Origin of the sequence: Methylosinus sp. LW4 (genome assembly GCF_000379125.1) — a bacterium.
In the GTDB taxonomy this organism is placed as follows: Bacteria; Pseudomonadota; Alphaproteobacteria; order Rhizobiales; family Beijerinckiaceae; genus Methylosinus.
This window is the reverse complement of sequence record NZ_KB900626.1, coordinates 3,852,622-3,875,838: the sequence shown is the minus strand read 5'-3', so window position 1 is coordinate 3,875,838 and position 23,217 is coordinate 3,852,622. Positions and strand designations below refer to the sequence as shown.

18 protein-coding genes are annotated in these 23,217 nt (G+C 67.0%); 12 read left to right on the top strand and 6 right to left on the bottom strand.

Translation table 11 applies throughout. The features are described from left to right. Positions 1–50: 50 nt before the first annotated feature. Positions 51–1,079 carry a DNA polymerase III subunit delta gene (gene holA / locus METLW4_RS0119310; protein WP_018267882.1) on the top strand — a complete coding sequence of 343 codons (1,029 nt, stop codon included), beginning with the start codon at positions 51–53 and terminating at the stop codon, positions 1,077–1,079. 35 nt (positions 1,080–1,114) lie between these two features. Here the strand turns inward: holA and METLW4_RS0119305 are convergent, their stop codons facing one another. Then, on the bottom strand, positions 1,115–1,576 hold the full coding sequence (locus METLW4_RS0119305) for an META domain-containing protein (protein ID WP_018267881.1): 462 nt from the start codon (positions 1,574–1,576) through the stop codon (positions 1,115–1,117). 133 nt (positions 1,577–1,709) lie between these two features. Further along, complete coding sequence (locus tag METLW4_RS0119300) at positions 1,710–2,705, bottom strand: 2-hydroxyacid dehydrogenase (protein ID WP_018267880.1); 996 nt, start codon at positions 2,703–2,705, stop codon at positions 1,710–1,712. Positions 2,706–2,949: 244 nt separating this feature from the next. Here METLW4_RS0119300 and METLW4_RS0119295 point away from each other — a divergent pair, with 244 nt between their 5' ends. Then, complete coding sequence (locus METLW4_RS0119295) at positions 2,950–3,501, top strand: SH3 domain-containing protein (protein ID WP_018267879.1); 552 nt, start codon at positions 2,950–2,952, stop codon at positions 3,499–3,501. 183 nt (positions 3,502–3,684) lie between these two features. Here the strand turns inward: METLW4_RS0119295 and irrA are convergent, their stop codons facing one another. Next, complete coding sequence (irrA, locus tag METLW4_RS0119290; protein WP_036295536.1) at positions 3,685–4,086, bottom strand: iron response transcriptional regulator IrrA; 402 nt, start codon at positions 4,084–4,086, stop codon at positions 3,685–3,687. A 273-nt stretch (positions 4,087–4,359) separates the two neighbouring features. Between irrA and fabA the strand changes: the two genes are divergently transcribed. The 3 genes from fabA (at position 4,360) to fabI (ending at position 7,033) form a co-directional block, all read left to right on the top strand. Beyond that, positions 4,360–4,875 (top strand): 3-hydroxyacyl-[acyl-carrier-protein] dehydratase FabA, encoded by a 516-nt coding sequence (fabA, locus tag METLW4_RS0119285; protein WP_018267877.1) that lies wholly within the window; start codon positions 4,360–4,362, stop codon positions 4,873–4,875. A 91-nt stretch (positions 4,876–4,966) separates the two neighbouring features. After that, on the top strand, positions 4,967–6,190 hold the full coding sequence (fabB, locus tag METLW4_RS0119280) for a beta-ketoacyl-ACP synthase I (RefSeq protein WP_026191640.1): 1,224 nt from the start codon (positions 4,967–4,969) through the stop codon (positions 6,188–6,190). A 21-nt stretch (positions 6,191–6,211) separates the two neighbouring features. Then, positions 6,212–7,033 (top strand): enoyl-ACP reductase FabI, encoded by an 822-nt coding sequence (gene fabI, locus METLW4_RS0119275; protein WP_018267875.1) that lies wholly within the window; start codon positions 6,212–6,214, stop codon positions 7,031–7,033. On the opposite strand, the gene METLW4_RS0119270 is transcribed toward fabI, so the two are convergent. Both METLW4_RS0119270 and METLW4_RS0119265 read right to left on the bottom strand, forming a co-directional pair. After that, positions 6,978–7,664: a response regulator transcription factor gene (locus tag METLW4_RS0119270; RefSeq protein ID WP_018267874.1), complete on the bottom strand. Its 687-nt coding sequence runs from the start codon at positions 7,662–7,664 to the stop codon at positions 6,978–6,980. The two genes, fabI and METLW4_RS0119270, sit on opposite strands and share 56 nt — an antisense overlap. After that, a complete protein-coding gene (locus METLW4_RS0119265) occupies positions 7,661–8,716 on the bottom strand; it encodes a sensor histidine kinase (RefSeq protein ID WP_245258474.1) in 1,056 nt (351 codons plus the stop codon). The genes METLW4_RS0119270 and METLW4_RS0119265 overlap by 4 nt, the downstream gene beginning before the upstream one ends. A 279-nt stretch (positions 8,717–8,995) precedes the next feature. Between METLW4_RS0119265 and addB the strand changes: the two genes are divergently transcribed. The 6 genes from addB to METLW4_RS0119235 all read left to right on the top strand — a co-directional run bounded on the left by addB (position 8,996) and on the right by METLW4_RS0119235 (position 20,501). Next, positions 8,996–12,112 (top strand): double-strand break repair protein AddB, encoded by a 3,117-nt coding sequence (gene addB, locus METLW4_RS0119260; RefSeq protein WP_018267872.1) that lies wholly within the window; start codon positions 8,996–8,998, stop codon positions 12,110–12,112. A gap of 899 nt (positions 12,113–13,011) precedes the next feature. Next, positions 13,012–14,100, top strand: coding sequence for a MerR family transcriptional regulator (locus METLW4_RS0119250; RefSeq protein WP_026191639.1), 1,089 nt, complete (start codon positions 13,012–13,014; stop codon positions 14,098–14,100). Between the two features lie 249 nt (positions 14,101–14,349). Beyond that, positions 14,350–14,688: a hypothetical protein gene (locus tag METLW4_RS27935; protein ID WP_157235256.1), complete on the top strand. Its 339-nt coding sequence runs from the start codon at positions 14,350–14,352 to the stop codon at positions 14,686–14,688. Further along, complete coding sequence (locus METLW4_RS0119245) at positions 14,666–16,066, top strand: MFS transporter (protein WP_018267869.1); 1,401 nt, start codon at positions 14,666–14,668, stop codon at positions 16,064–16,066. Before METLW4_RS27935 ends, METLW4_RS0119245 begins: the two co-directional genes overlap by 23 nt. A 31-nt stretch (positions 16,067–16,097) precedes the next feature. Then, positions 16,098–19,598 (top strand): double-strand break repair helicase AddA, encoded by a 3,501-nt coding sequence (gene addA, locus METLW4_RS0119240; RefSeq protein WP_018267868.1) that lies wholly within the window; start codon positions 16,098–16,100, stop codon positions 19,596–19,598. 87 nt (positions 19,599–19,685) lie between these two features. Then, positions 19,686–20,501 (top strand): tetratricopeptide repeat protein, encoded by an 816-nt coding sequence (locus METLW4_RS0119235; RefSeq protein ID WP_018267867.1) that lies wholly within the window; start codon positions 19,686–19,688, stop codon positions 20,499–20,501. A gap of 171 nt (positions 20,502–20,672) precedes the next feature. On the opposite strand, the gene METLW4_RS25420 is transcribed toward METLW4_RS0119235, so the two are convergent. Further along, the gene (locus METLW4_RS25420) at positions 20,673–21,668 is read right to left on the bottom strand and encodes a DUF2778 domain-containing protein (RefSeq protein ID WP_018267866.1); all 996 of its coding nucleotides are present in this window, start codon (positions 21,666–21,668) and stop codon (positions 20,673–20,675) included. 418 nt (positions 21,669–22,086) lie between these two features. On the opposite strand from METLW4_RS25420, the gene METLW4_RS0119225 reads away from it, so the two are divergent. Further along, positions 22,087–23,097: a helix-turn-helix domain-containing protein gene (locus tag METLW4_RS0119225; protein WP_018267865.1), complete on the top strand. Its 1,011-nt coding sequence runs from the start codon at positions 22,087–22,089 to the stop codon at positions 23,095–23,097. Positions 23,098–23,217 lie beyond the last annotated feature (120 nt).

Genomic DNA, 23,217 nt, shown 5'->3' with positions numbered 1-23,217 from the left:
CGAGTAGAGCTATTCGCTACTCCCTATTCGCCATTCGCTCGCGCACGCCCATGACCGCCATCAAGACCCGCGACGCCGAGCGCTTCGTGAAGGCGCCACCGGCCAATATCTTCATGTTCCTGCTCCACGGCGCCGACTCCGGCCTCGTGCGCGAGCGCGCGCTCGCCATTGTCGCGCAGCGCGTCGACGATCGGCATGATCCGTTTCAATGCGTGGAGATGAGCGGCGACGCAGTGGCCGCCGATCCGCTGTCGCTGCTCGACGAGGCCAATACGATTCCGCTGTTCGGCGGCAGGCGCGCGATCATCGTCGAGACGGGCGGCAAATCCATCGTCTCGCCGCTCGAGCAATTGCTCGCCGCGCCGCCTGTGGATTGCGCCGTCGTGCTGACCGCCGGCGCACTGAAGCGCGACGCGCCGCTGCGCAAGCTGATCGAGCCGTCCAAGATCGCCGCGGCGATCGAATGCAATCCAGACGATGAGCAGGATCTGCATGCGCTGATCGACAATAGCCTGCGTGAGGCGGGCTTTTCCGTCACGCCGGAAGCGCGGCTGCTGCTGCAGGCGGCGCTCGGCGAGGATCGCCGCATGAGCCGTTCCGAGCTCGCCAAGCTGATGCTCTACAAGCATGGCGCGCGCGCGATCGAGGCCGGCGATGTCGAGGAGATCGTCGCGCACGCCTCCAATATCGCCTCCGATCGCCTGGTGCTGGACGCTTTCTCGGGGCAGGCCGACGCCGCGGGCGACGCTTTCGACAGAGCGGTCGCCGGCGGCGGCGACGCTGGGCAGCTACTGAACGGCGCGCTGCGCTACGCCATGGCGCTGCATCGCGCGCGGCTCACCGTGGATCGCGAGGGGCGGCCGGATTTTGGGATCACGATTTTGATGCGCAGCGGCTTCGGCTTCTCGCAGCGGCCGCAGCTAGAGCAGCATTTGCGCATCTGGTCCGCGGCGAAAGTGGCGGCTCTGCTGCCCGCGCTACGCGACGCCAATCATCGCGCCCGCGCCAATGCCGCGCTGGCGGAGATGGAGGCGGGACGCGCGCTGCTACGCATCGCGAGTCAGGCCGGGCGGCGCTGAGCCGCCGCCGGAGCGGGATTGAACGGCCGGCTCTTTCAGAGCGAGCGGGTGAAGCGCAGCACGCCGCCCTTGGCGCCCTTGAGGACGAGGTCCGAGCCCTGCAGGTCCCAGAAGGGGCCGGACAGCATCACCTGCCAGAAATCGCGCTCGATCGCCTGCAGAGCCGGATCGCATTTGGCGTCGGCGACGGCGGGCATGGCCTTGGGGCCGAGCCGATTGCCGCCGACGACGAAAACGCCGGACCATGACTTGCAGCCCGAGAAGCCCGAGCCGCGCATCGTCGTGTCGATGCGAATCCAAATGTCGGCGGGCGGCGCCTTGCCGTTTATGTCCTTGAGATTGAAAATATAATTATGCGGGAACGGCTTGTAGTTCGGCGGCGGCTCCTGCGCGGTCGCCTCCTGCTGATCCTTCTCCTTTTGCGCCGGCTTGCCCTTGGCCAGCGCGGGGCCGCAGGCGGCGAGGCCGACCAGAAGCGCGGTCAGAAATCGTCTCATCCTTCGATCCTTGTTGAGAGCGACCCTCGAGCGAATCGCTTCAGGAGAATGGCGCGCGTCTTGTGGTTTTTTTCCGAACGGAAATGCGCCGGAAAGCTCCGACGCGCGCGGGGAGAGGAGCGGAAACGCGCCCTCACAACATGCTGGGCAGAACGCGATCCGGCGGGCGGTGCCCGTCCATGAAGGTCTTGATGTTGATGATGACTTTCTCGCCCATGTCGACGCGGCCCTCATTGGTGGCCGAGCCCATATGCGGCAGCAGCGTGACCTTGCCGGCCTTGGCCAGCTTGACGAGCTTGGGCGAGACGGCCGGCTCATGCTCGAAGACGTCGAGGCCGGCGCCGGAAATCTCCTCCGCCTCCAGCATGCGGATCAGCGCGTTCTCGTCCACGATCTCGCCGCGGGCGGTGTTGACGATGATGGCGTGCGGGCGCAGCTGCTTCAGCCTGCGGGCGGAGAGCAGATGATAGGTCGCCGGCGTATGCGGGCAGTGGATCGACAGAATGTCGATGCGCGCCAGCATCTGGTCGAGCGATTCCCAATAGGTCGCCTCGAGCTGGTCCTCGATCTCGACCGGCAGGCGGCGGCGATTGTGATAATGGATGGAGAGGCCGAAAGCGCTGGCGCGGCGGGCCAGCGCCTGGCCGATGCGGCCCATGCCGACGATGCCGAGGCGCTTGCCGGTGATGCGATGGCCGAGCATCCAGGTGGGCGACCAGCCGCCCCAGGAGCCGTCTGGAATGGTGCGCGCGCCCTCGACGAGGCGACGCGCCACGGCCAGTATCAGGCCCATTGTGAGATCGGCCGTGTCCTCGGTGAGGACGCCGGGCGTGTTGGTGACGGTGATCGAGCGGCGCAGCGCCGAGGCGACGTCTATGTGATCGACGCCATTGCCGAAATTGGCGATGAGCTTGAGCTGGTCGCCGGCCTGGCCGATGAGGCCGGAATCGATGCGGTCGGTGATCGTCGGCACCAGCACATCCGCGGTGCGGACGGCCTCGACGAGCTCCTCATGGGTCGCCGGCCGGTCGCTCACATTGAGGCGCGTATCGAAAAGCTCGCACATGCGGGTTTCGATCACCTCGGGGAGCCGACGTGTCACCACGACGAGCGGCTTCTTTTTCGCCATCTTCCCCTTCGTCCTCCCGCCTCGCGCGACTAAGCTCTCCGGCGCGCCCGAAGGCCCGTTCCGCCGATCGAGCCTTTGGAGCGGTTTCGACGTCTCTTCAACCAGGTCTTAACGACGATGGATGAAAAGAGCGTTTCGCCGCCCGCGCCCCTTTCCCATCGAACTTCCTAGCAGATGGCGGGACAAAGACAAGACGAGGCGTCGTTCGCATCTGCGAAGGGCGCGCTCCGGGAGAAGAGTAGAAATGGACGCAAAGCCCCTTTTGAGCCGACGCGCGGCCGCCGCGATCCGCCGCCTCGCCGTCGATCTGCTCGCCATCGCCGCTCTGCTCGCCGTCGCGCCGGCGCGCGCCGACGCGCAGCAGCAGCTCGGCTCGGCGTCCGGCCTTCCCCTGCCGCGTTATGTCAGCCTCAAATCGGACCGCGTCAATCTTCACGAAGGGCCGAGCAAGGAGCATCCGACGCTCTGGGTCTTCGAGCGCGCCGGCCTGCCTGTCGAAATCACCGCCGAATTCGAGACTTGGCGGAAAATTCGCGATTCGGAAGGAACCGAGGGCTGGGTGCTGCATTCGCTGCTCTCCGGCCGCCGCACCGCCCTCGTCGCGCCCTGGAAGAAGGAGCCGATTCTCGCCTACGCCAGCGATCGTGCGACGGCGGTGGCGAAACTCGCGCCCGGCGTCGTCGCCAGCCTGCGCCGCTGCGACGGAGCCTGGTGCCGCGTCTCGGGAGAAGGTTTCGACGCCTATGTGAAGCAGGAAGGCCTGTGGGGCGTCTATCCGGGCGAGAAGATAGAGTGACCAGCCGATAGGCTCACTCGGCCGAGGACGCGAAGGCCCCCTCCCTCACCCTCCCCCGCTTCGCGGGAGAGGGCGGCGGCAGGCGTGTCGCGAAATTTCGATGAAGCGCCGCATCTGCTCCCTCTCCCGCGAAGCGGGGGAGGGCTGGGGAGGGGGCGCGAGCGAGTGAGATGGCGCCCTCGCTCAGTCCTCGTCCTTGCACAGGCGGACCACCACATCGACGCGGGCGATTCTCATGCCCGGCGGCGGCGGCGGCAGGCTGGCGACGTCCACATGGGCGCCGGGGATATCGACGAGCCCCTCGCCCTCGACCAGGAAATGATGATGCTCCGACACATTGGTGTCGAAATAGACGCGCGCGCCGTCCACCGCGATCTCGCGCAGCAGGCCGACATCGGTGAATTGATGCAACGTGTTGTAGACGGTGGCGAGCGAGACCGGCAGATCGTCGGCCAGCGCCTCCTCGAAGAGCTTCTCGGCCGTCACATGGCGGTCGCCCTTGCCGAACAGCAGCCCACCCAGCGCCACGCGCTGACGCGTCGGCCGCATGCCGGCCGCCATCAGCCGGCTGCGCAGCCGCCGCATGGCGTCGCTCGGCGCCCGCTCGGAGGTTTCGACCGTGAATTGCTCGACCGTCATTCGCCCGTTCTTCCCGCCCCGCATCATGTCTCTTTCGTTACAATAGGGAAGCTCGGCGGCAGAGACAATCTTTTCCTCCGCGGGCCGCTGTGGACCGACGAAACCGCTCTCGAGGCCGCGCGCCCCCTTTGACCCGGCGGGCGCCTATGTTAACGAATGCGGCTTCTGGTCCGCAGCGCGGCCGGAAATCGTCACGTCGCAGACGCAAGAAGGAACATCATGAGCGAACGGCGCTCGTCTTTCGGATATGAGGATCTGCTCGCCTGCGCGCGGGAAGAGCTTTTCGGCCCGGGCAACGCCCAGCTTCCGCTGCCGCCCATGCTCATGTTCGACCGAATCACGGAAATTTTCGAAGAGGGCGGCGCCCATGGCAAAGGCTATGTGCGCGCCGAGCTCGACATTAATCCGAGCCTCTGGTTCTTCGACTGCCATTTCAAGGGCAATCCGGTGATGCCGGGGTGCCTCGGCGTCGATTCGCTGTGGCAGCTCACCGGCTTTTTCCTGGGCTGGCTGGATCTGCCCGGCCGCGGCATGGCGCTGGGCGTCGGCGAGGTGAAGTTCAGCGGCCAGGTGCGGCCGCACAACAAGCTCGTCCGCTACGGCGTCGATTTCAAGCGCGTGTTCAAATCCAAGCTCGTCCTCGGCATCGCCGACGGCTGGGTGGAGGTGGACGGCGAACGTATTTACGAAGCGAAAGACCTTAAGGTCGGTCTCGCCAAGCCGGAAGCCGCGTGACGGCCCGACGGCGCGCCGATCGCGGCGCGCGAGACAATCGCCAAACCAGACGGGACAAAGCAAAAGCCCGCCGGCGCGAGGGAGTTCGGACATGAGAAGAGTGGTCGTGACCGGCATGGGCGTCGTTTCGTCCATCGGCAACAATACGCAGGAAGTCGTCGCCTCTCTGCATGAGGCGAAGTCGGGCGTCGTCAAGGCGGACAAATACGCCGAGCTCGGCTTCCGCTGCCAGGTGCATGGCGCGCCGACCCTCGACCCGTCGACCATCCTCGACCGCCGCGCCATGCGCTTCCACGCCATGGGCACGGCCTGGAATCACGTCGCCATGGATCAAGCGATTCTCGACTCCGGCCTCGCGCCGGACGAAATCTCCAATGAGCGCACCGGCATCATCATGGGCTCCGGCGGCCCTTCCACCAAAGTCGTGGTCGAATCCGCCGATATCGCCCGCACCAAGGGGCCGAAGAAGGTCGGCCCCTTCGCCGTGCCCAAGGCCATGTCCTCCACCGCCTCGGCGACGCTCGCCACCTGGTTCAAGATCAAGGGCGTCAACTATTCCATCTCCTCGGCCTGCGCGACGTCGAATCATTGCATCGGCGCGGCCTATGAGCAGATTCAATGGGGCAAGCAGGACATTATGTTCGCCGGCGGCTGCGAGGAGCTGGAGTGGGAGCTCTCCGTGCTGTTCGACGCCATGGGCGCCATGTCCTCCTCCTATAACGACCGGCCGGCGACGGCCTCGCGCGCCTATGACAAGAACCGCGACGGCTTCGTCATCGGCGGCGGCGCCGGCGTGCTGGTGCTGGAAGAGTATGAGCGGGCCAAGGCGCGCGGCGCGAAAATCTACGCCGAGCTCGCCGGCTATGGCGCGACCTCGGACGGCCATGACATGGTCGCCCCTTCCGGCGAAGGCGCGATGCGTTGCATGCGCCAGGCGCTCGCCGGCGTGAAGACTCCGATCGACTACATCAATCCGCACGCCACCTCGACGCCGGTCGGCGATCTGAAAGAGATCGAGGCGATTCGCGAGGTCTTCGGCCGCGGCGACAAATGCCCGCCGATCTCGGCGACGAAATCGCTGACCGGCCATTCGCTCGGCGCGACCGGCGTGCAGGAGGCGATCTATTCGCTGCTGATGATGCAGAACGGCTTCATCTGCGAGAGCGCCAATATCGAGGAGCTCGACCCCGAATTCGCCGATATGCCGATCCTGCGCCAGCGGCGCGACAATGTCGCTCTGCGCGCCGTGCTCTCCAATTCCTTCGGCTTCGGCGGAACCAATGCGTCGCTGGTGTTCAAGCACCCGGACGCCTGACGAGAATAGGACCATCCAAAGATGACGGTTTCAACGGGCCTCATGCAGGGCAAACGCGGCCTTGTCATGGGAGTCGCGAATGATCATTCCATCGCCTATGGCATAGCGCGAGCGCTGGCGCGGCATGGGGCCTCGCTCGCCTTCACCTATCAGGGCGAGGCGCTCGGCAAGCGCGTCCGCCCGATCGCCGAGGAGCTCGGCTCCAATCTGGTGATCCCTTGCGATGTGGAAGATATCGCGTCCCTCGATTCCGTCTTCGCGCGGCTGCAGGAGGAATGGGGCGAGCTGGATTTTCTGGTCCATTCGCTCGCCTATTCCGACAAGAGCGAGCTGAAAGGCCTCTACGCCGACACATCGCGCGAGAATTTCATCCGCACCATGGTCATCTCCTGCTTCTCCTTCACCGAGGCGGCGAAACGCGCGGCGGCGATGATGAAGAATGGCGGGACCATGCTCACCGTCTCCTTCGGCGGAGGCACGCATGTGATGCCTAATTACAACGTCATGGGCGTCGCCAAGGCGGCGCTCGATTCCTCCGTGCGCTATCTCGCGGCCGATTATGGCGCGCGCGGCATTCGCGTGAACGCCATCTCGCCCGGCCCGGTGCGGACGATGGCCGGCGCCGGCATCACCGGCGCGCGCGCCATGGGCGCCTTCCAAAAGGCGCATGCGCCTTTGCGCCGTATGATAACGCTGGACGAGATCGGCGGCTCGGCGCTCTATTTCCTGTCGGAGCTGTCGGGCGGCGTGACCGGCGAGATCCACGTCGTCGACGCCGGCTACAACATCATGCTGCAGCCGCGCCCCGAAGATTTGAACGGCGGCGCCGCAGCGGCGGATTAGGCTCGCGTCCCTCGCTCGCCTTGACGCTGGCGGCGATCACCGAGAGCCGCGCCAGCTCGACCAGCGTGCCGATATTGGCCTTGGCCATGATATTGGCGCGGTGCAGCTCCACCGCGCGCAATTCGAGGCCGAGCCCTTCCGCTATGTCGCGGCTCGGCCTTCCTTTGGCGACGCCCGCCAGCACACGGCGCTCATCTTCGCTCAGCGCGCCGAAACGCGCGAGAACGGCGCGCGTCTCAGCGTCGCTCTCGGCCTCGCCGCGCCGAGACGCCAGCGCCCGCCGCACCGAGGCGAGCAGCGCCTCGTCGTCGAAGGGCTTTTCCAGAAGATCGCTGGCGCCGGCCGCCATCGCCTCCACCGCGAGGGAGGCGCCGGCGCAGGCGGTGATGATGACCACGGGCGGCGTCGCCCCGGAGGCGCGCAGCCGCCGCGTCAGCTCGACGCCGGTCATGTCCGGCAGCCGCATATCGGCGACGATGCAGCCCGATGTCTTCGGCCCCGCCTCGGCGAGACATTCCTCCGCCGCGCGATAGGCGCGCGAGCGAAAGCCGCGCGAGCGGAACATCAGCGTCAGCGCGTCGCGGATCGCCGGATCATCGTCCACGAGGTGCACGAACGGCGCTGGTCTCATAGGCTGGCCCTTTCCGCGAGAGGAAGCGTGAAGCTGAAAATCGCGCCGCCGTGAGGATTGGGCTCGGCCCATATGCGGCCGCCATGCGCCTCGACAATGGAGCGGGAAATCGAAAGCCCTATGCCCATTCCGCTCGCCTTGCTGCTGCGGAAGGGCTGAAACAGCGCGCTGGCGCCATCCTTCAGACCATGGCCGGTGTCGGCCACGTCGAGCCGCGCATAGCCGTCGGCGGCGGAGGTGGAGAGCGACAGCTCCCGCCGCGGCGCGCCGTCCATCGCCTCGACGGCGTTGCGCATGAGATTGACGATGACCTGCTGGATCTGCACGCGATCGGCGAGAACCTCGTCATTCTCGGCCTTGGCGGCGACGCTGATCTGCGCGCCGACCTGCCGCGCGCTGGCGACGCCCAGCGATTTCGCCTCCTCGACCAGAGCGCTGAGGCTCTGCACCGTCTTCACCGATTCGCCGCGGGTGACGAATTCGCGCAAGCGCCGCACGATGTCGCCGGCGCGCATCGCCTGCGCCCCCGCCTTGTCCAGAATATCCTCGACCTCGCTGCTCTGCTTGGGCTTGCGCTGCAGCAGCCAGCGCGCGGTGCGGACGTAGGTCGCGATGGCGGAAAAGGGCTGGTTGATCTCATGCGCGAGCGCCGCCGCCAGCTCGCCCATCGCCGCGAGCCGCCCGGCATAGGCGAGCTCCGAGCGCAGCTCGCAGAGCAGCGCCTCGGTGGCGCGCTCCTCGGTGAGATCGCGAATCACGGCGATGCGTTGGCGAAGCGCGCCGCGCGTCTCGGTCACGGTGAGCGCGGCCGGGAAGGCGGAGCCGTCCGGGCGCCGCGCCAGCGCGTCCGATCGCCGCTCGGCGGCGGCGAGGCGGCATTCGGGCAGCAGCTTCGCGGCCTCGACGCCCAGCAGCGCGTCGCCCGCGCAGCGGAACATCTGTCCCGCCGCGGCGTTGGCGGCCGCCACCACGCCTTTCGCGTCGATTGTGAGCACTGCGTCCGACAGAGAGTCGAGAACGGCCTCGAGCCGCGCCGTATCGGCGAGGCGCAAATCCTCCCCGCCCCCGGCCGCACGGCGCGAAGGCCGTGTCGACGCGGAAGTCTCTCGGAGCTCGGCGTGCGAATCGCTCGACGATCGGTCCATCGGCGAGTTCCCTCGAAACCCATTCGCTCTCGAAAAAGCCGGCGCGCCGCCAAACCATCGCCACGGTCGCCGCCCCGGAGTATTCTCCTCTACCGGCGGGTTTCAATTCCGCAATCACGCGCAATACACAGAATTCAGATGTGAATTGCTCCGCTCATGCTTTCTTTCCACCCGCCGAGTAGAGAAATGGCGCCTCGCTACGTATTTTCCATAGCCCCTGGCGCCCCCTTTCTGGGCGCCTTCACGCGGGCCCTGCTGGATGGCGCGATCATCCCCAGCCTCTCGCGCGAGAGCGGGCCGCTGGCTCTGGCCGCTACCACCATTTATGTGCCGACACAGCGCGCCGCGCGGGCTTTGGCGGCGCAATTCTCCACGGCGATCGAGGCGCCGGCGGCGCTGCTGCCGCGCATCTTGCCGCTCGGCGATCTCGACGAGCAGGAGGCCGCCGCGCTGTTTCATGTCGATCTCGACTCCGGCGAGGCGGCCCAGGAGCAAGCGCTGGCGCCGGCGATAGAGGAGCTGGACCGGCGGCTGATCCTGGCCGAGCTGACGCTGCAATGGGCGCGCGCGCTGCGCCACGCCATCGTCTCCATCGATTCGACCGGCGCGGTCGAGCACGACCCGCGCGAGATGCTGCTGATCGCCCCCTCCCCCGCCAGCGCCTATGCGCTCTCCGGCGAGCTGGCGCGGCTGATCGACGAATTCGCGATCGAGAAGCTGGAGGCGAGCGCGCTCGCCGGCCTCGCGGAGGAGGCCTATGACCGCTTCTTTGCGATCACCGCCAATTTTCTGAAAATCGCGCTCGAGGATTGGCCGAATATTCTCGGCGCCCGCGGCCTCATCGACCGCGCCGCGCGGCAGACCGCGCTGATCGAGGCGCAGATCGCGCATTTGGAGCGCGGCGGCGCGCGCGGCCCGGTGATCGCGCTCGGCTCCACCGGCGCGCATCCGGCGACGGCGCGCCTTTTGGCGGCGATCGCCCGGCTGGAGCGCGGCGCGGTGATCCTGCCCGGCCTCGATCTCGAGCTGGACGAAGCCGCCTGGCGCAGGGTCGGCGACGATGGCGAGAGCGAGCGCGACGAGCCGAGCTTCACCCATCCGCAGACCTTGCTGAAGCGTCTCCTCTCCACGATCGGCGTCACGCGCGAGGAGGTCCGCCCCATCGGCTCCGCTCCGCCCGTGCTGCAGGCGCGGACGCGGCTGCTGGCCGAGGCGCTGCGCCCCGCCGATTGCACCGATTATTGGCGCGACTTCCGCGCCGCCGCGGCCGAGGGATTCGCCGAAGCGCTCGCCGGCGTCTCCTTCATCGAGTCGGCGGACGAGCGCGAGGAGGCGCTGGCGCTCGCCCTTTCCATGCGCGAGGCGCTGGAGACGCCGGGCCGCACGGCGGCGCTCATCACGCCCGACCGTGACATCGCCCGCCGCGTCTGCGCCGAGCTGGCGCGCTGGGGCGTGGAGGTCGACGATTCGGCCGGCCGACCGCTGGGCGCGACGCCGATCGGCGCTCTGGCGCGGCTCATCGCCGCCACGGCGGAGGACGGCGCGTCGGCGATCGACGCCGCCGCTCTGCTCGCCCATCCGCTGACGCGCCTCGGCCTCGAGCGCGCGGAGATCGAGCGCCTCGCTCCGCTGGTCGAGATCGCCGTGCTGCGCAATGTCGAGAGCGGCGGCTCCTTCGCCGCCATGGCCACGCCGGCGCGCCAGCTCGCCGAAGAGACGCACGCCCATCCGGCGCTGAAGCGCATTCGCGAGGAGGACTGGCGCGCGATCGACGACCTCCTCGCCCGCCTCGACGAAGCGCTGCTGCCGCTCGCCGCGCTCACGCCGGAGGCGCGCCTCGGCGAGCGCGCGCGCGCCCATGCGCTGGCGCTGGAGAAAATCGCCGGCGAAGAGCCCGCCGGCGAGGGCGTCGAGCAATTGCTGCAGCTCTTCGACGCGCTGGAGGCCGCAGGCAGCGCGCTCGTCTTCGACGCCGCCGGCTACGCCTCCTTCTTCGACCGTCTCGCCTTCGAGGCGAGCGCGCCCTCCCCGAAACGCGCGCATCCGCGCCTCAAGATTCTCGGCCTGCTGGAGGCGCGCCTTCTCGACGCCGATCTCGTGCTGCTCGCCGGGCTCGACGAGACGATCTGGCCGCCGCAGGCCGAATCCGGCGCCTTTCTCAATCGCGCCATGCGCCGGCAATTGGGCCTCTCGCCGCCGGAGCGCCGCATCGGCCAGACGGCGCATGACTTCTCCATGGCCTTCGGCGCGGCGGAAGTCGTCGTCAGCCGCGCGAAAAAGCGCGACGGCGCGCCGACCGTGGCGTCGCGCCTCATCGCGCGATTGGCGGCGCTCTCGGGCGAGGCTTTCGCCGCCTGCAAGGCGCGCGGCGATGAAAAATGCGCGCTCGCCGCCGCGCTGGATCGCCCACAGGAGATTCGCGCCATATCGCGCCCGCTGCCGCGCCCGCCCGTGGAGCTGCGGCCGACGCGGCTCAGCGTCACGCGCATCGAAAAGCTGCGCCGCGATCCCTATTCCGTCTTCGCGGAATCTATTCTGCGCCTGCCGCCCTTGCCGCCGCTCGGCGCGCCCAAGGGCGTGCGCGAGATCGGCGTCGCGATCCATGCGGCGCTGGCGAAATTCCAGGAGGCGCATCCCAAAGGCCCGCTGCCCGAAGACGCCCGCGCGCTGCTCGTCGAGATCGCGCGCGCCGAGCTCGGCGAGTTCCTGGACAATCCATCCTTCCTCGCCTTCGACTGGCCGCGCATAGAGGCCGGGCTCGATCATGCGCTCGCCTTCGAGCGCGAGCGCCGCGAGCAGGCGCGCGAGATTTTCATCGAGAAAGGCGCCGGCTGGAAGCTGACGCTCGCCGACGGCAGCGTCTTCACCCTCTCCTGCGTCGCCGATCGCATAGAGGTGGATGCGAGCGGCGAAGCTTTCGTCTTCGATTACAAGACCGGCAATCCGCCGACCGCCTCACAGGTCGGCGCCGGCTTCTCGCCGCAGCTCACATTGGAGGCGGCGATGATCGAGGCCGGCGCCTTCGACTCCGTCGGCGCGCCGCGCGTCGCCGGCGCCGCTTATGTGCGGCTCGGCGGCAAGAGCGGCGGCGAGACGCAATGGCTGAAATTCAAGGACAAGGGTTTCGGCGACGTCGTCGCCGAGCATCGCGCCAATCTCTTCGTGCTGCTGAATCAGTTTCGTCTCGCCGACACGCCCTATCCCTCGCGGCCATGGGTCGAGTTCGCCTCGCGCTACAGCGATTACGACCATCTGGCGCGCGTGAAGGAATGGTCGCGCGAGGGCGGCGGTGGTGAAGAGTGACGCTTCACCGCGAAGCTGCGAAGCGTTCACCCTGTTCTTTGACGCTTCGGCAAGGAATCGGCGGCCGATTTTCGGCGCTCCCGATTCGGACGCGGTTTGTGCGCGTCCCGTGCCGCAATTCCACTTTCGGGACCACGCGAAGAGGCCGACGATTCACCACTCGCTAAGCCTGTGAAGGCGGCGACGGGCCGAGCTGCGAAGAGACCGCATTTACGAAGCCTTCGCCATGATGATTGACGCTTCGGCAAGGAATCGACGCCTCATTTTCGGCGCCCCCGATTCGGACAGGGTTTGTGCGCGTCTCGTGCTACAATTCCACTTTCGGGACCACGCGAAGAGGCCGACGATTCACCACTCGCTAAGCCTGTGAAGGCGGCGTCGCGCCGAGCCGCGAAGAGACAGCATTTACGAAGCGTTCGCCATGATGATTGACGCTTCGGCAAGGAATCGACGTCCCATTTTCAACGCCCCCGATTCGGACAGGGTTTGTGCGCGTCTCGTGCTGCAATTCCACTTTCGGGACCACGCGAAGAGGCCGACGATTCACCAATCGCTAAGCCTGTGAAGGCGGCGACGCGCCGAGCTGCGAAGAGACCGCATTTACGAAGCCTTCGCCATGAAGATTGACGCTTCGGCAAGGAATCGACGCCCCATTTTCGGCGGGCCCGATTCGGACAGGGTTTGTGCGCGTCTCGTGCCGCAATTCCATTTTCGGGACGGCGGAAGCGGCGCCGCATTCACTTTTCGCTGAGCCTATCGACGCGACATGCCGCGCCTTGCGCACGCCGGCGACGCCGGACACGGGGGCCTCGCGCCGCGCCGCTTCCGATGTCGCAAAATGACGCTTGCGCCGTCCCTTGGGTCATAGATTAGACCCGAGAAACAGGAGGGCTCGTCCAGTGAGAGAGTCGAAGCGCAAGGACGTGTTGCTGACCGCGGCGGAATGTGCGGAGCGCATCGGCGTCACCGTTCGCGGTCTCCGAACCTATGAGCAGCGCAGCCTGCTGACGCCGGCCCGTTCGGCGAAGGGCTGGAGGCTGTACGGCGAAAAGGAGATCGCCCGTCTCCACGAAGTGCTCGCTCTGAAACGCTTCGGCCTCAGCCTCTCGCGCATCGCCGCGCTGCTCGAGGGGCGCGCGGTCGATCTCGATCGAACACTGGAAATGCAGCAGTCGGCGCTCGCCGAACAACGCCAGCGCATCGACGAGAAGCTGGCGCTCGTCGGCGCCGCCCGAACGAAGCTCTCCAAGGGTGGGACGCTCTCGCTCGACGAACTCATAACGCTCGCAAAGGAGACCACCATGACGCAGACATCGCTCGACCTGATCGCGCAGCGCCGCTACGAGCAGGCGCGCCCGCGCAAGACGACGCCCGTAAATCCAGAAATCTATGATCGCTATGTCGGCGCCTATCGCTTCGACGCCATCGGGGGCGTGATAAAAATCACGCGCGTCGACGACCGGCTCTTCGGTCAGGTGACCGGGCAGGCCGCCTATGAGATTTTTCCAGAAAGCGAGACCGAGTTCTTTCTGAAGGTCGTCCCGGCTCAGCTCGTCTTTTCCATAGACAGCGATCAATCAGTGAATGCGCTGACGATCCATCAGAACGGCGTCGAGCTGGTCGCGCGGCGGATCGACGAAGCGGAGGCCGAGCGTGCGGCGGAGGAGCTGACGCGCAGAATCCGCGATAATCGGCCGCAGCCGGACAGCGAAGAGGCGATCCGCCGAACGATCGACGACGCCCGGCGCAGAGAGATCGACGCCGCGCGCATGACGGAGCCGCTCGCCACATTGGCGCGCGAGCGAGCGGAGGCGGTCGCGGAGGAGCTCTCGGCGAAAGGCGCGCTCGGCGAGATTCGCTTCGTCGGCGTCGGCGTGGACGGCTGGGACGTCTATCGCGCACAATTCGAAAAAAACGAGACCGAATGGCGCATCGACCTCGCTCCCGACGGCCGGGTCAGGGGTCTTTTCTTCAGCACTCTGCCCTGAGAGGCGCTTGAGCCGCGCCGCCAGGACGGCGGCGCGGCCACGGCGACCGCGGCGTGGTCGCGGCCGAGACGCGGCGTTCACCATGATGATTGACGCTTCGGCAAGGAATCGGCGGCCGATTTTCGACGCTCCCGATTCGGACTTGTATTGTTCTCGCCTCGTGCCGCCGCTCTCACTTCGGGACGACGGACACGGTCATCGGATTCACTTTCGGCTAAGCCTATCGACGCGGCTTCCCGCGCATCGCGCATGGCGACGAATGAAAATCGAGGACACGAAGTCTTCACCACACTTCTTGACGTTTCGGCAAAGAATCGGCCGCCGATTTTCGGCACCCCCGATTCGGACGGGCTTTGTCCACCTCTCGTGCCATTCTTCCCGCTTCGGGACGACGCCGCGCAGCCGAAGATTCACGTCTCGCTAAGCAAAAGATCGGAGCCGGGGGCGGCGACCGCCTTCGATAGCGGTCAAACTACATTTCTTGTATGGTTTCCCGAAACGGCCTTCGATCCTCATAAACGCCGGATCGACGCGCAGCATTCGAACATGGGCGAGGAATTTGAAAATGGCTCTCGAAGGGTCGGATAAAAGCTATCGCTATCGCAATCGCATCATCTTCGCGAGCCTCGTCGGCACGACGATCGAATTCTTCGATTTCTACATCTACGCCACCGCCGCCGTGTCGGTGTTTCCGCTCTTGTTCTTCCCCGCCGGCGCGGGCAGCGCAGCGCTGCTCGCCTCCATGGCGACATTCGGCGTCGCCTTTGTCGCGCGGCCGATCGGCTCCGTCCTCTTCGGCCATTTCGGCGATCGCGTCGGGCGCAAGGCGACGCTCGTCGGCTCGCTGCTGCTGATGGGCCTCGCCACTTTCGCCATCGGCCTTCTGCCGACCTATCATCAGATCGGCCTGTTCGCGCCAGTCCTGCTCACTATTTTCCGTTTCAGCCAGGGCGTCGGCCTCGGCGGCGAATGGTCCGGCGCGGCGCTGCTCGCCACCGAAACCGCCGATAAGGGCAAGCGCGCCTGGGCCGCCATGTGGCCGCAGCTCGGCGCGCCTTTCGGATTCATTCTCGCCAATGGATTCTTCCTTACGCTCACCATTCTCTTCGCCTTCGATTCGACGCGCGCGACGCCGGACGAGCATTTCCTCGCCTGGGGCTGGCGCCTGCCCTTTCTGCTCTCCATTCTGCTCGTCACGCTCGGCCTCTATGTGCGCTTGAAGCTGCATGAGACGCCGGTCTTCGCGCGCGCATTGGAGCGCGGCGAGAAATTGAAATCGCCGCTCGCCCATGTGTTCCGCAACAATGCGAAAGAGCTTTTGCTCGGCACTTTCATCATGGTCGCGACCTATGGTCTCTTCTATCTGATGACGACATGGATTTTGTCCTATGGCATCGGCAAGGTCGCGCTCGGCAATCTCGGCATAGGCTATCGCGATTTTCTCGTGCTGCAGCTCATTTCGGTGCTGTTCTTCGCCGGCTTCATCCCCGTCTCGGGGCATCTCGCCGACAGGATCGGCCGCCGCAAGCTGCTGCTGATCGTGACGAGCGGCATCGTGCTGTTCGGCCTCTCCTTCCGCTTCTTCCTCTCCAAGGATCTCATCGGCACGGGCGAGAGCGCCAATCACGGGCTCATATTGGTTTTCCTCAGCATAGGCATGTCGCTGATGGGCCTCACCTTCGGGCCCATGTCGGCGATATTGCCGGAGCTTTTCCCCACCAACACGCGCTATACGGGCTCGGGCGTCTCCTATAATCTCGCGTCGATACTCGGCGCGGCGCTGACGCCCTTTGTGGCGACATGGATCGCGCAAAATTACGGAGCGGAATCGGTCGGCCTCTATCTCGCCGCGCTCGGCGCCTCGACGATCATCGCGCTCCTCTTCACCAAAGAGACGAAGGCGACCGATCTCGACAGCATGATCGACGAGGTCGTGGCCGAGAATATCGAGAAGACATCGCCTTAGAGCGCTTTCCTTCGCTCTGAATGGAAATTGGATGAGCGACAGACGCCCCATCGCCAAGGACACGCGGGAACGGCAGCGGACCGCTTCCGACCCCGCGCAATCGGCCTGGGTGGCGGCCCATGCGGGCTCGGGCAAGACGCATGTTCTATCGCAGCGCGTGGTGCGTCTGCTGCTCGCCGGCGCGCCGCCCTCGCGCATATTGTGCCTCACCTACACAAAGGCCGCGGCCGCAAATATGGCGGCGCGCATTTTCGATATTCTCGCCGGCTGGGCGCTGCTCGACGATGAGGCGCTGACCGCCGCGATTCTCGCCACCGGCGCGCCGCAGCCCTCGCGCGCGGAGCTCGTCTTCGCGCGGCGCCTATTCGCGCGCACAGTGGAGACGCCGGGCGGGCTGAAGATTCAGACCATCCACGCTTTTTGTGAAAGGATTCTGCATCTCTTTCCCTTCGAGGCCAATGTCGCGGCGTCCTTCCGCGTGCTCGACGATCTCGAGCGCGCCGAGCTTTTGGAGCGCGCGCGGCGGCAAACGCTCGCCCGCGCCGTGCTGGACGAAGGCGAATTGCGCGCGGCGCTGGAGACGGTGTCGCGGCTCTGCTCCGGCGGCGGCTTCGACGAGCTGATCGCGGAATTGCTCGGCCATAGGGCGGCGCATCGCAATCTCTCTTCCGGCGATTATGCGGAATTGCTGCGCGAGCGCTTGGGGCTGCGCGAAGGCGAGACGCTCGAGGCGGTGGAGCGGGCGATTATCGAGGGCGGGATAGCGCCGCGCGATTGGAATGGAATCGCGCAAGCGCTGCGCGGCGGCGGCGCGAATGATGGAAAGCTCGCGACGCAATTGATGCTCGCCGCGGGTCTGGCAGGCCCCCTCCCCGGCCCTCCCCCGCTGCGCGGGAGAGGGGGCGCGAGCGATCGACATTCGGCGTGTGTCGAAGAGTATTTGGCGGTCTTCTTCAAGAAGGATGGCGAGCCGCGCGGGCTCGGCAAGCAGAAGATCATTTCCGCCGCTTTGCAAAAGCAGCAGCCGGCGTTGCTGGCGCGGCTCGAGGAGGAGCGCGATCGGCTCGTCGCGCTGGTGGAAAAGCGCAAGGCCGCCGCCGCATTCGATCGCTCCATAGCGCTGGCGCGGATCGGCGACGCCATTCTCTCGGCCTATGAGCGGATGAAGAGCAATCGTGGCCTCTTCGATTTCGACGATCTCATCGAGCGCACGCGCCGGCTGTTTCAAAGCTCGAGCCCGTCCTGGGTGCTCTACAAGCTCGATTCGCGCATCGATCATATTCTCGTCGATGAGGCGCAGGACACGAGCGCGGCGCAATGGGACATATTGGCCGCGCTCGCCGATGAATTCTGCGCCGGCGCCGGCGCCACGCGGCGCATCCGCACCTTTTTCGCCGTGGGCGACGAGAAGCAATCGATCTTCTCCTTTCAAGGCGCCGCGCCGGAGAAATTCGACGCCATGCGCCGCGATTTCGAGCGCCGTTTCCGCGACGCCGAGCTCCGCTTCGAGCCTGTGCGGCTGACGCGCTCCTTCCGCTCCTCGCCGCAAGTGCTCGGCGCGGTGGATATCGTCTTCTCCGTCGAGGAGAACAGGCGCGGCCTCGCGGCGGATCGCGAGGAGCCCGCGCCCGTGCATGAGGCGTGGAAGAGCGACGTGTCCGGCCTCGTCGAGATATGGGAGCCGGAATCGTCCCAGGGCGCGGAGACGCCGGAGGATTGGCGCCTGCCGCTCGATTATGTGAACGAGGCCGGCCCGCCTGCGCGGCTCGCGCGAAAGATCGCGCGCAAGGTGATGGCCCTGCTCGCGCCGCAGAATGGCGAATGCGTCGAGGACAGAGGCGCGATGCGCCCCGTGCGGCCCGGCGATGTGATGATATTGGTGCGCAAGCGCGACGCTTTTTTCGAAGGCGTCATTCGCGCGCTGAAGGCGGAGGCGATTCCCGTCGCCGGCGCCGATCGTCTCGATCTCTCCGGCCATATTGCGGTGATGGACCTCGTCGCGCTCGGCCGCGTCGCGCTGCTGCGCGAGGATGATCTCACTCTGGCGACGCTGCTGAAATCGCCGCTCTTCGGCTTCACCGATGATGATCTCATCGCCCTCGCGCCCAAGCGCGAAGGCGCGCTCATCGATGCGCTCGCCGCCTCGCCGGAGCCGGCGCATAGAGAGGCGGCGGCGCGCGTCGAAGCTTGGGCGCGCGAGGCGCGCACGCGCGCGCCATTCGATTTCTACAGCCATATTCTCAGCGCCGGCGGCGGCCGCGAAAAACTGGTCGGCCGGCTCGGCCAGGAAGCCAATGACGCGATCGACGAATTCTTGCGCCTCGCGCTCACCTTCGAGCGCGAGCAGGCGCAGGGTCTCGCCGGATTTTTGGCGAGCGTCGAGAGCCTGCAACTCTCCGTCAAGCGCGACATGGAGGCGGCCGGCGACGCCGTGCGCGTGATGACCGTGCACGCCTCCAAGGGCCTGGAGGCGAAGATCGTCTTTCTGCCGGATACGTGCGGCGGCCCCTCCGGCCGGCACGATCCGAAGATATTCCGGCTCGGCGAGGACGACGGCGCGACGCTGGTCTGGTCCGGCGCTATGGCCGCCGATCCGCCCGCCGTCGCCGACGCCCGCGAGGCGCTGCGCGAGGCGGCGCGAGAGGAGCATCGCAGGCTGCTCTATGTGGCGCTGACGCGCGCCGAGGAGCGGCTCTATGTCGGCGGCTTCCATGGGCCGGCGGGGCGCGGCGCCGGCTGCTGGTACGACGCGATCCGCAACGCGCTCGAGCCCGCCTGCGACAGCGCGCCGGACCCGCTGGACGAGACGAAGCAGATTTTGCGCTATGGCGTCACGGCGCATGGCGCGACAGCCGCGAAAGAGACGCGAGAGGCCGAGCCGATCATCGTCCCACTTTATGCGCGCGCGCCGGCGCCGGAGGAGCGCGCGCCGGCCCCGCCCTTGCGGCCGGCGACGGCGCTGGCGGCTGCCGATCCTTTCGCCGGCGAGGAGACCGCAGCGCCGACGCGGCGCGACCGCGAGCGTCTGCTGGTCGGCCGGCTCACCCATGCGCTGCTGCAACGCCTGCCGGACACGCCGCCGGAGCGGCGCGTCGAGGCCGCGCTGCGCTTTCTGGAGCTGCGCGCCGCCCCGCTCGACGCCGCGCAGCGCCAGGGGCTCGTCGCCGCCGTGCTCGCGGTGATCGACCACGCCTCGCTCGCGCCTTTATTCGGCCCGGGCTCGGCGCCGGAGGTGGAGATCGTCGCGAAGCTCGACAGCCCGCGCGGCGAGATCGCCATTTGCGGCCGCATCGACCGGCTCGCCGAGACGGAAACCGACGTCATCGTCGCCGATTTCAAGACCGGCGCGCCGCGCCATCCGGCGACGCCCGCGCAATTGCGCCAGCTCGCCGTCTATCGCGCCGCGGCGCGGCGGCTCTATCCGCACAAAAATGTGCGCTGCGCGCTGATCTTCACGCAGAGCGCGACGATAGAGGAGCCGGAGCCCGAGGCGCTGGACGCCGCGCTGGAGGAGATTTTGCGGGAGGTTTGAGACGAGGGAAAAGCCGGACGCGCTTTCGCCGCGATTTCACGCTAGCTTTCGTCACAATTGTCGACGCGCGCATTGGGACGATAGACCATGGAGATCGACCGCGGGGACCGCATCGCCCCGCCGCCTTCGCCGGAAAGGAGCCGCGTCTGGATCGGCGCGCTGGTCGCGATTTCCGCGGCGCTCGGGCTCGCTGTCGTCGTCGCGCCCGAGCTCGGCGATTTTCTGCGCCGCGAGGCCTATACGGCGGCGGAAGCCGTCGGCGCGCCGACCCCGGCCGACGAATATGCGCCCCTCTACGCCCGGCTCGAGATGGAGCCTTTGCGGGCGGGCCTCGTCGCCTCGCCCAAAATCTCCGCGCCGCTCGCCAAGCTTTTGCGCGAGCCCTGCGACAAGCGCGCGATCGCCGCTCTCGCCGAGGCGCTGATCGTCGAAGGCGAGGAGCGCGTCGCCGCGCGCGGCTACAGCGGCTTCGCGGCGGCCTGCCCGGACAGCGCGATCGAGAAGGGCCGCGCCGGCGAATTGTTCCTGCGCATCGGCGATGCGGAGGGCGCGCTGAAGATCGCCGACGCGCTGATCTCCGAGCAGCCGATCCAGCCGGATTTTCATTATCTGCGCGCGCGGACGCTGTTCGCGGCCAAGCGCTATGACGCGGCGATCGGCGAATATAAGACGGCGATCGAATTGTTCCACGATCGCGCCAAAGTGCATGAGCGATTATTCGTCGAGCTGGCCAACGCCTATGTCGCCGTGGGCAAGCCTTGCGACGCGGCCTTCACGCTGTTTTCCTGGATCGCGCTCGATCCGACGCGGCGCGGCACGCCGGGCGCGCGCAAGCGCGTCGAGGAATATGGCGCGCTCGGCTGCCGCAATCTGCCCGCCTTCGACGAGCCGAAGAAATTGTAAGGGATTTCGGACGCGGGAACGATCGAAATGAAATTTCCCTCATGCCGAGCGCCTGAAAGGCGCGTCTCGAAGCACGAGGGAAATTTCACGCGACGCCTTCTGGACCCCCCTCGTGCTTCGAGACGGCCGCTTCGCGACCTCCTCAGCATGAGGGGAGAGCGTTGCTTTTGCTTACAGCTTGCCGACGACGACGAGACGCTTGATCTCGCCGCGCTCGAAAGCGCGCAGGAAGGCGGCGTAATTCTTGAACGACACGCAGCCATTGGAGTCGCCGCGCGGGCCGAGCATGTAAGTATGCGCGAGCAGGCCGGCGCGGCCGAAGATCGCGCCCTCGCCGCCGACCGGCGTCAAGCGGATCGCGCGCACGCCATGGAACAGGCTCTCGCGGAAGGTGAGATCGTAAGTATGCGGCGGCGTGACGCCGCGCATGCGCACATGGGCGAAGCGCGGATCGTCGAATTTGTCGCCGAGGCCCGAATGCGCCTCGAGACGCGTGCCGTCCGGCAGATAGACCGTATGCGCGCTGATGTCATAGACGGCGGTCTGATTGTCATAGGCCGTCGTCGGATTGCTGCGCGTCACATTGCGCAGACCGTCGAAGAGCCCGGTCTCCGGCGCAGCATAGGCGAGCGCCTTGCCGGTGGGCCGCAGCGGGCCGAAGACTTTCTCGAAGAAGGAGGGGCTGCTCTCCTCTTCCGCGGACGACGCGGAGGCGGTCTTGCGCGCGCTGCGAATGGTGGGCAGATGGACGCGCAGGCCGAATTCGGAGGGGCGCGGCGGCGGCAGCGGCGCGCTGTCTTCTTCCTCTTCCGCGACCTGCTGCTCGAGGCCCGCGTCCTTGCGGGCGGGCGGCGTCGGCGCGGCCACGGGCGCCAGCGGAGGCGTCGGCAGGGATTTCGGCGCCTCGAGCGCGGCGACCACCGTCTTGGGCGCCGCATGGGAGCGCAGATCGCCGACCAGCACGCCGAAGGGAATGGAGAAGGAGGGCGACTCGATCGAGGCCGTCGTCTCCTCGGGGCTGTCTATCGTGAGCGCGGCGGCTGCGGGCGGCTCGGGCTTCTGCTCGGCGCTGCGCATCGCGAGACCCGCCAGACCGCCCACGGTGAGGGCGCCGGCGAGAAAAAGAGTCGAGAGCAGAATGCGGCGAGAGATTTCACGGCGAGGCAATGAATTGGAAGAGCATCGTTCACCGGGATTCTTACGCATCCACCCCCACTTTCGGAAGGACTTCCGTTACGCACACTGTCGAAGCGTCTCCAAGAGCGAGCCGCTCGACTACGCCACACGCGCCCGGAACGAAGCTTCTTCTCTCCGATCCCGAGCATTGTTCGAGAAACTGAAGTTACAATTTGGCGGTTTTTTGTCCGCGCTACGTAGCTTCAGCGCAAGTATTCGCGAGCTCGACTTCTCGAACCTTGCGGTTCGACCAACGCGAGCTTCACTGACCATGGCGGTGAATTACGCCGCAATATAGTAAAGATTTTCGTAAATCCTTCGCATAATCTCGCCGGCCGGAATGCGACGCGGCGACGCGTGCGCCGGGCGCGCTTTCCCTCTATAGTCTCGGCGACAAAGGGAGCTTCGCATGAGCGGAGACATCGCCAATTCGCATTTGGCCAATTCGCATTTGGACCGCGTGCGCTCGGTGGTCGCGGACGAGACCGCGCCGGCGCGCTCGGCGGTCGCCGCCTCCTGGCGCCGCTGCGTCACGCTGCATAAGCTCGATCCGGCGGCGAGCCTCGCGCCCGCCATTCTCACCGCCGCCGAATTGCGCGAGTCGCGCGAGAGGCTGGAGCCGCTGGCGCGCGTCGCGCAGAGCGTGATGGAGCGGCTCTCGGCCGCCATAGGCGATCTCGGCTGCTGCGTTCTTCTGGCCGATGCGCGCGGCGTTCCGCTGGAGCGCCGCGGCGCCCCTGCGGACGCCGAGATTTTCGACCGGCGCGGATTGCGGACCGGCGCGCGATGGAGCGAGGCGCATCAGGGCACCAACGCCATCGGCGCCTGCATCGTCGAGGAGCGCGCGCTGACGATCCATCGCGACCAGCATTTTCATGCCCAGAACACCGGGCTGAGCTGCACCGCCGCGCCGATCTTCGATCATTTGGGACGGCTGGCGGCGGCGCTCGACGTCTCCTCCTGCCGCGAGACCTTGGCCGACGGGCTGACCAATCTGCTCTCCGTCGCCGTCGTCGACGCCGCGCGCACGATAGAGGCGCTGAACTTCCGCCGCGCTTTCGCCGAGGCGCGCATCCTGCTCTCGCCGCAGGCCGATCGAAACTCGGCCTCGCTGATCGCCGTCGATCGGCACGATCTCGTCATCGGCGCGACGCGCGCGGCGCGGCTCGAGCTCGGCGTCACCGATGCGCGCATAGCGGCGCAGCTGGCGGCGGCCGATCTGCTGAGCGGCGCCGGCGAGACCGAGCTGCAGAACGGAGAGCCGCAGCGAAGCGAGCTGGAAGACGCCGAGCGCGGCGCCATTCGCCGCGCCCTCGCCCGCGCCAATGGCAATGTGACCGCCGCCGCGCGCCTGCTCGGCGTCAGCCGCGCCACTCTGCATCGCAAGCTCGGGCGGCTCGGATTGTCGCAGGGACATTAGAAACCGCCGCAGGTGTCGCAAATTTGCGACACCTCTCGCTCCGTCATGCGTTCCCCCCTCTGGCGCCGCCGACCGCGCGGGCGGATGATCTCCCCCGACGCCGCAAAGGCGCAGAGACAC

What these genes read in the sequence shown, in the direction of transcription:
- holA (WP_018267882.1), top strand. Translation starts at nt 51, where the DNA reads ATGACCGCCATCAAGACCCGCGACGCCGAGCGCTTCGTGAAGGCGCCA.
- METLW4_RS0119305 (WP_018267881.1), bottom strand. Translation starts at nt 1,576, where the DNA reads ATGAGACGATTTCTGACCGCGCTTCTGGTCGGCCTCGCCGCCTGCGGC.
- METLW4_RS0119300 (WP_018267880.1), bottom strand. Translation starts at nt 2,705, where the DNA reads ATGGCGAAAAAGAAGCCGCTCGTCGTGGTGACACGTCGGCTCCCCGAG.
- METLW4_RS0119295 (WP_018267879.1), top strand. Translation starts at nt 2,950, where the DNA reads ATGGACGCAAAGCCCCTTTTGAGCCGACGCGCGGCCGCCGCGATCCGC.
- irrA (WP_036295536.1), bottom strand. Translation starts at nt 4,086, where the DNA reads ATGCGGCGGCTGCGCAGCCGGCTGATGGCGGCCGGCATGCGGCCGACG.
- fabA (WP_018267877.1), top strand. Translation starts at nt 4,360, where the DNA reads ATGAGCGAACGGCGCTCGTCTTTCGGATATGAGGATCTGCTCGCCTGC.
- fabB (WP_026191640.1), top strand. Translation starts at nt 4,967, where the DNA reads ATGAGAAGAGTGGTCGTGACCGGCATGGGCGTCGTTTCGTCCATCGGC.
- fabI (WP_018267875.1), top strand. Translation starts at nt 6,212, where the DNA reads ATGACGGTTTCAACGGGCCTCATGCAGGGCAAACGCGGCCTTGTCATG.
- METLW4_RS0119270 (WP_018267874.1), bottom strand. Translation starts at nt 7,664, where the DNA reads ATGAGACCAGCGCCGTTCGTGCACCTCGTGGACGATGATCCGGCGATC.
- addB (WP_018267872.1), top strand. Translation starts at nt 8,996, where the DNA reads ATGGCGCCTCGCTACGTATTTTCCATAGCCCCTGGCGCCCCCTTTCTG.
- METLW4_RS27935 (WP_157235256.1), top strand. Translation starts at nt 14,350, where the DNA reads ATGGCGACGAATGAAAATCGAGGACACGAAGTCTTCACCACACTTCTT.
- METLW4_RS0119245 (WP_018267869.1), top strand. Translation starts at nt 14,666, where the DNA reads ATGGCTCTCGAAGGGTCGGATAAAAGCTATCGCTATCGCAATCGCATC.
- addA (WP_018267868.1), top strand. Translation starts at nt 16,098, where the DNA reads ATGAGCGACAGACGCCCCATCGCCAAGGACACGCGGGAACGGCAGCGG.
- METLW4_RS0119235 (WP_018267867.1), top strand. Translation starts at nt 19,686, where the DNA reads ATGGAGATCGACCGCGGGGACCGCATCGCCCCGCCGCCTTCGCCGGAA.
- METLW4_RS0119225 (WP_018267865.1), top strand. Translation starts at nt 22,087, where the DNA reads ATGAGCGGAGACATCGCCAATTCGCATTTGGCCAATTCGCATTTGGAC.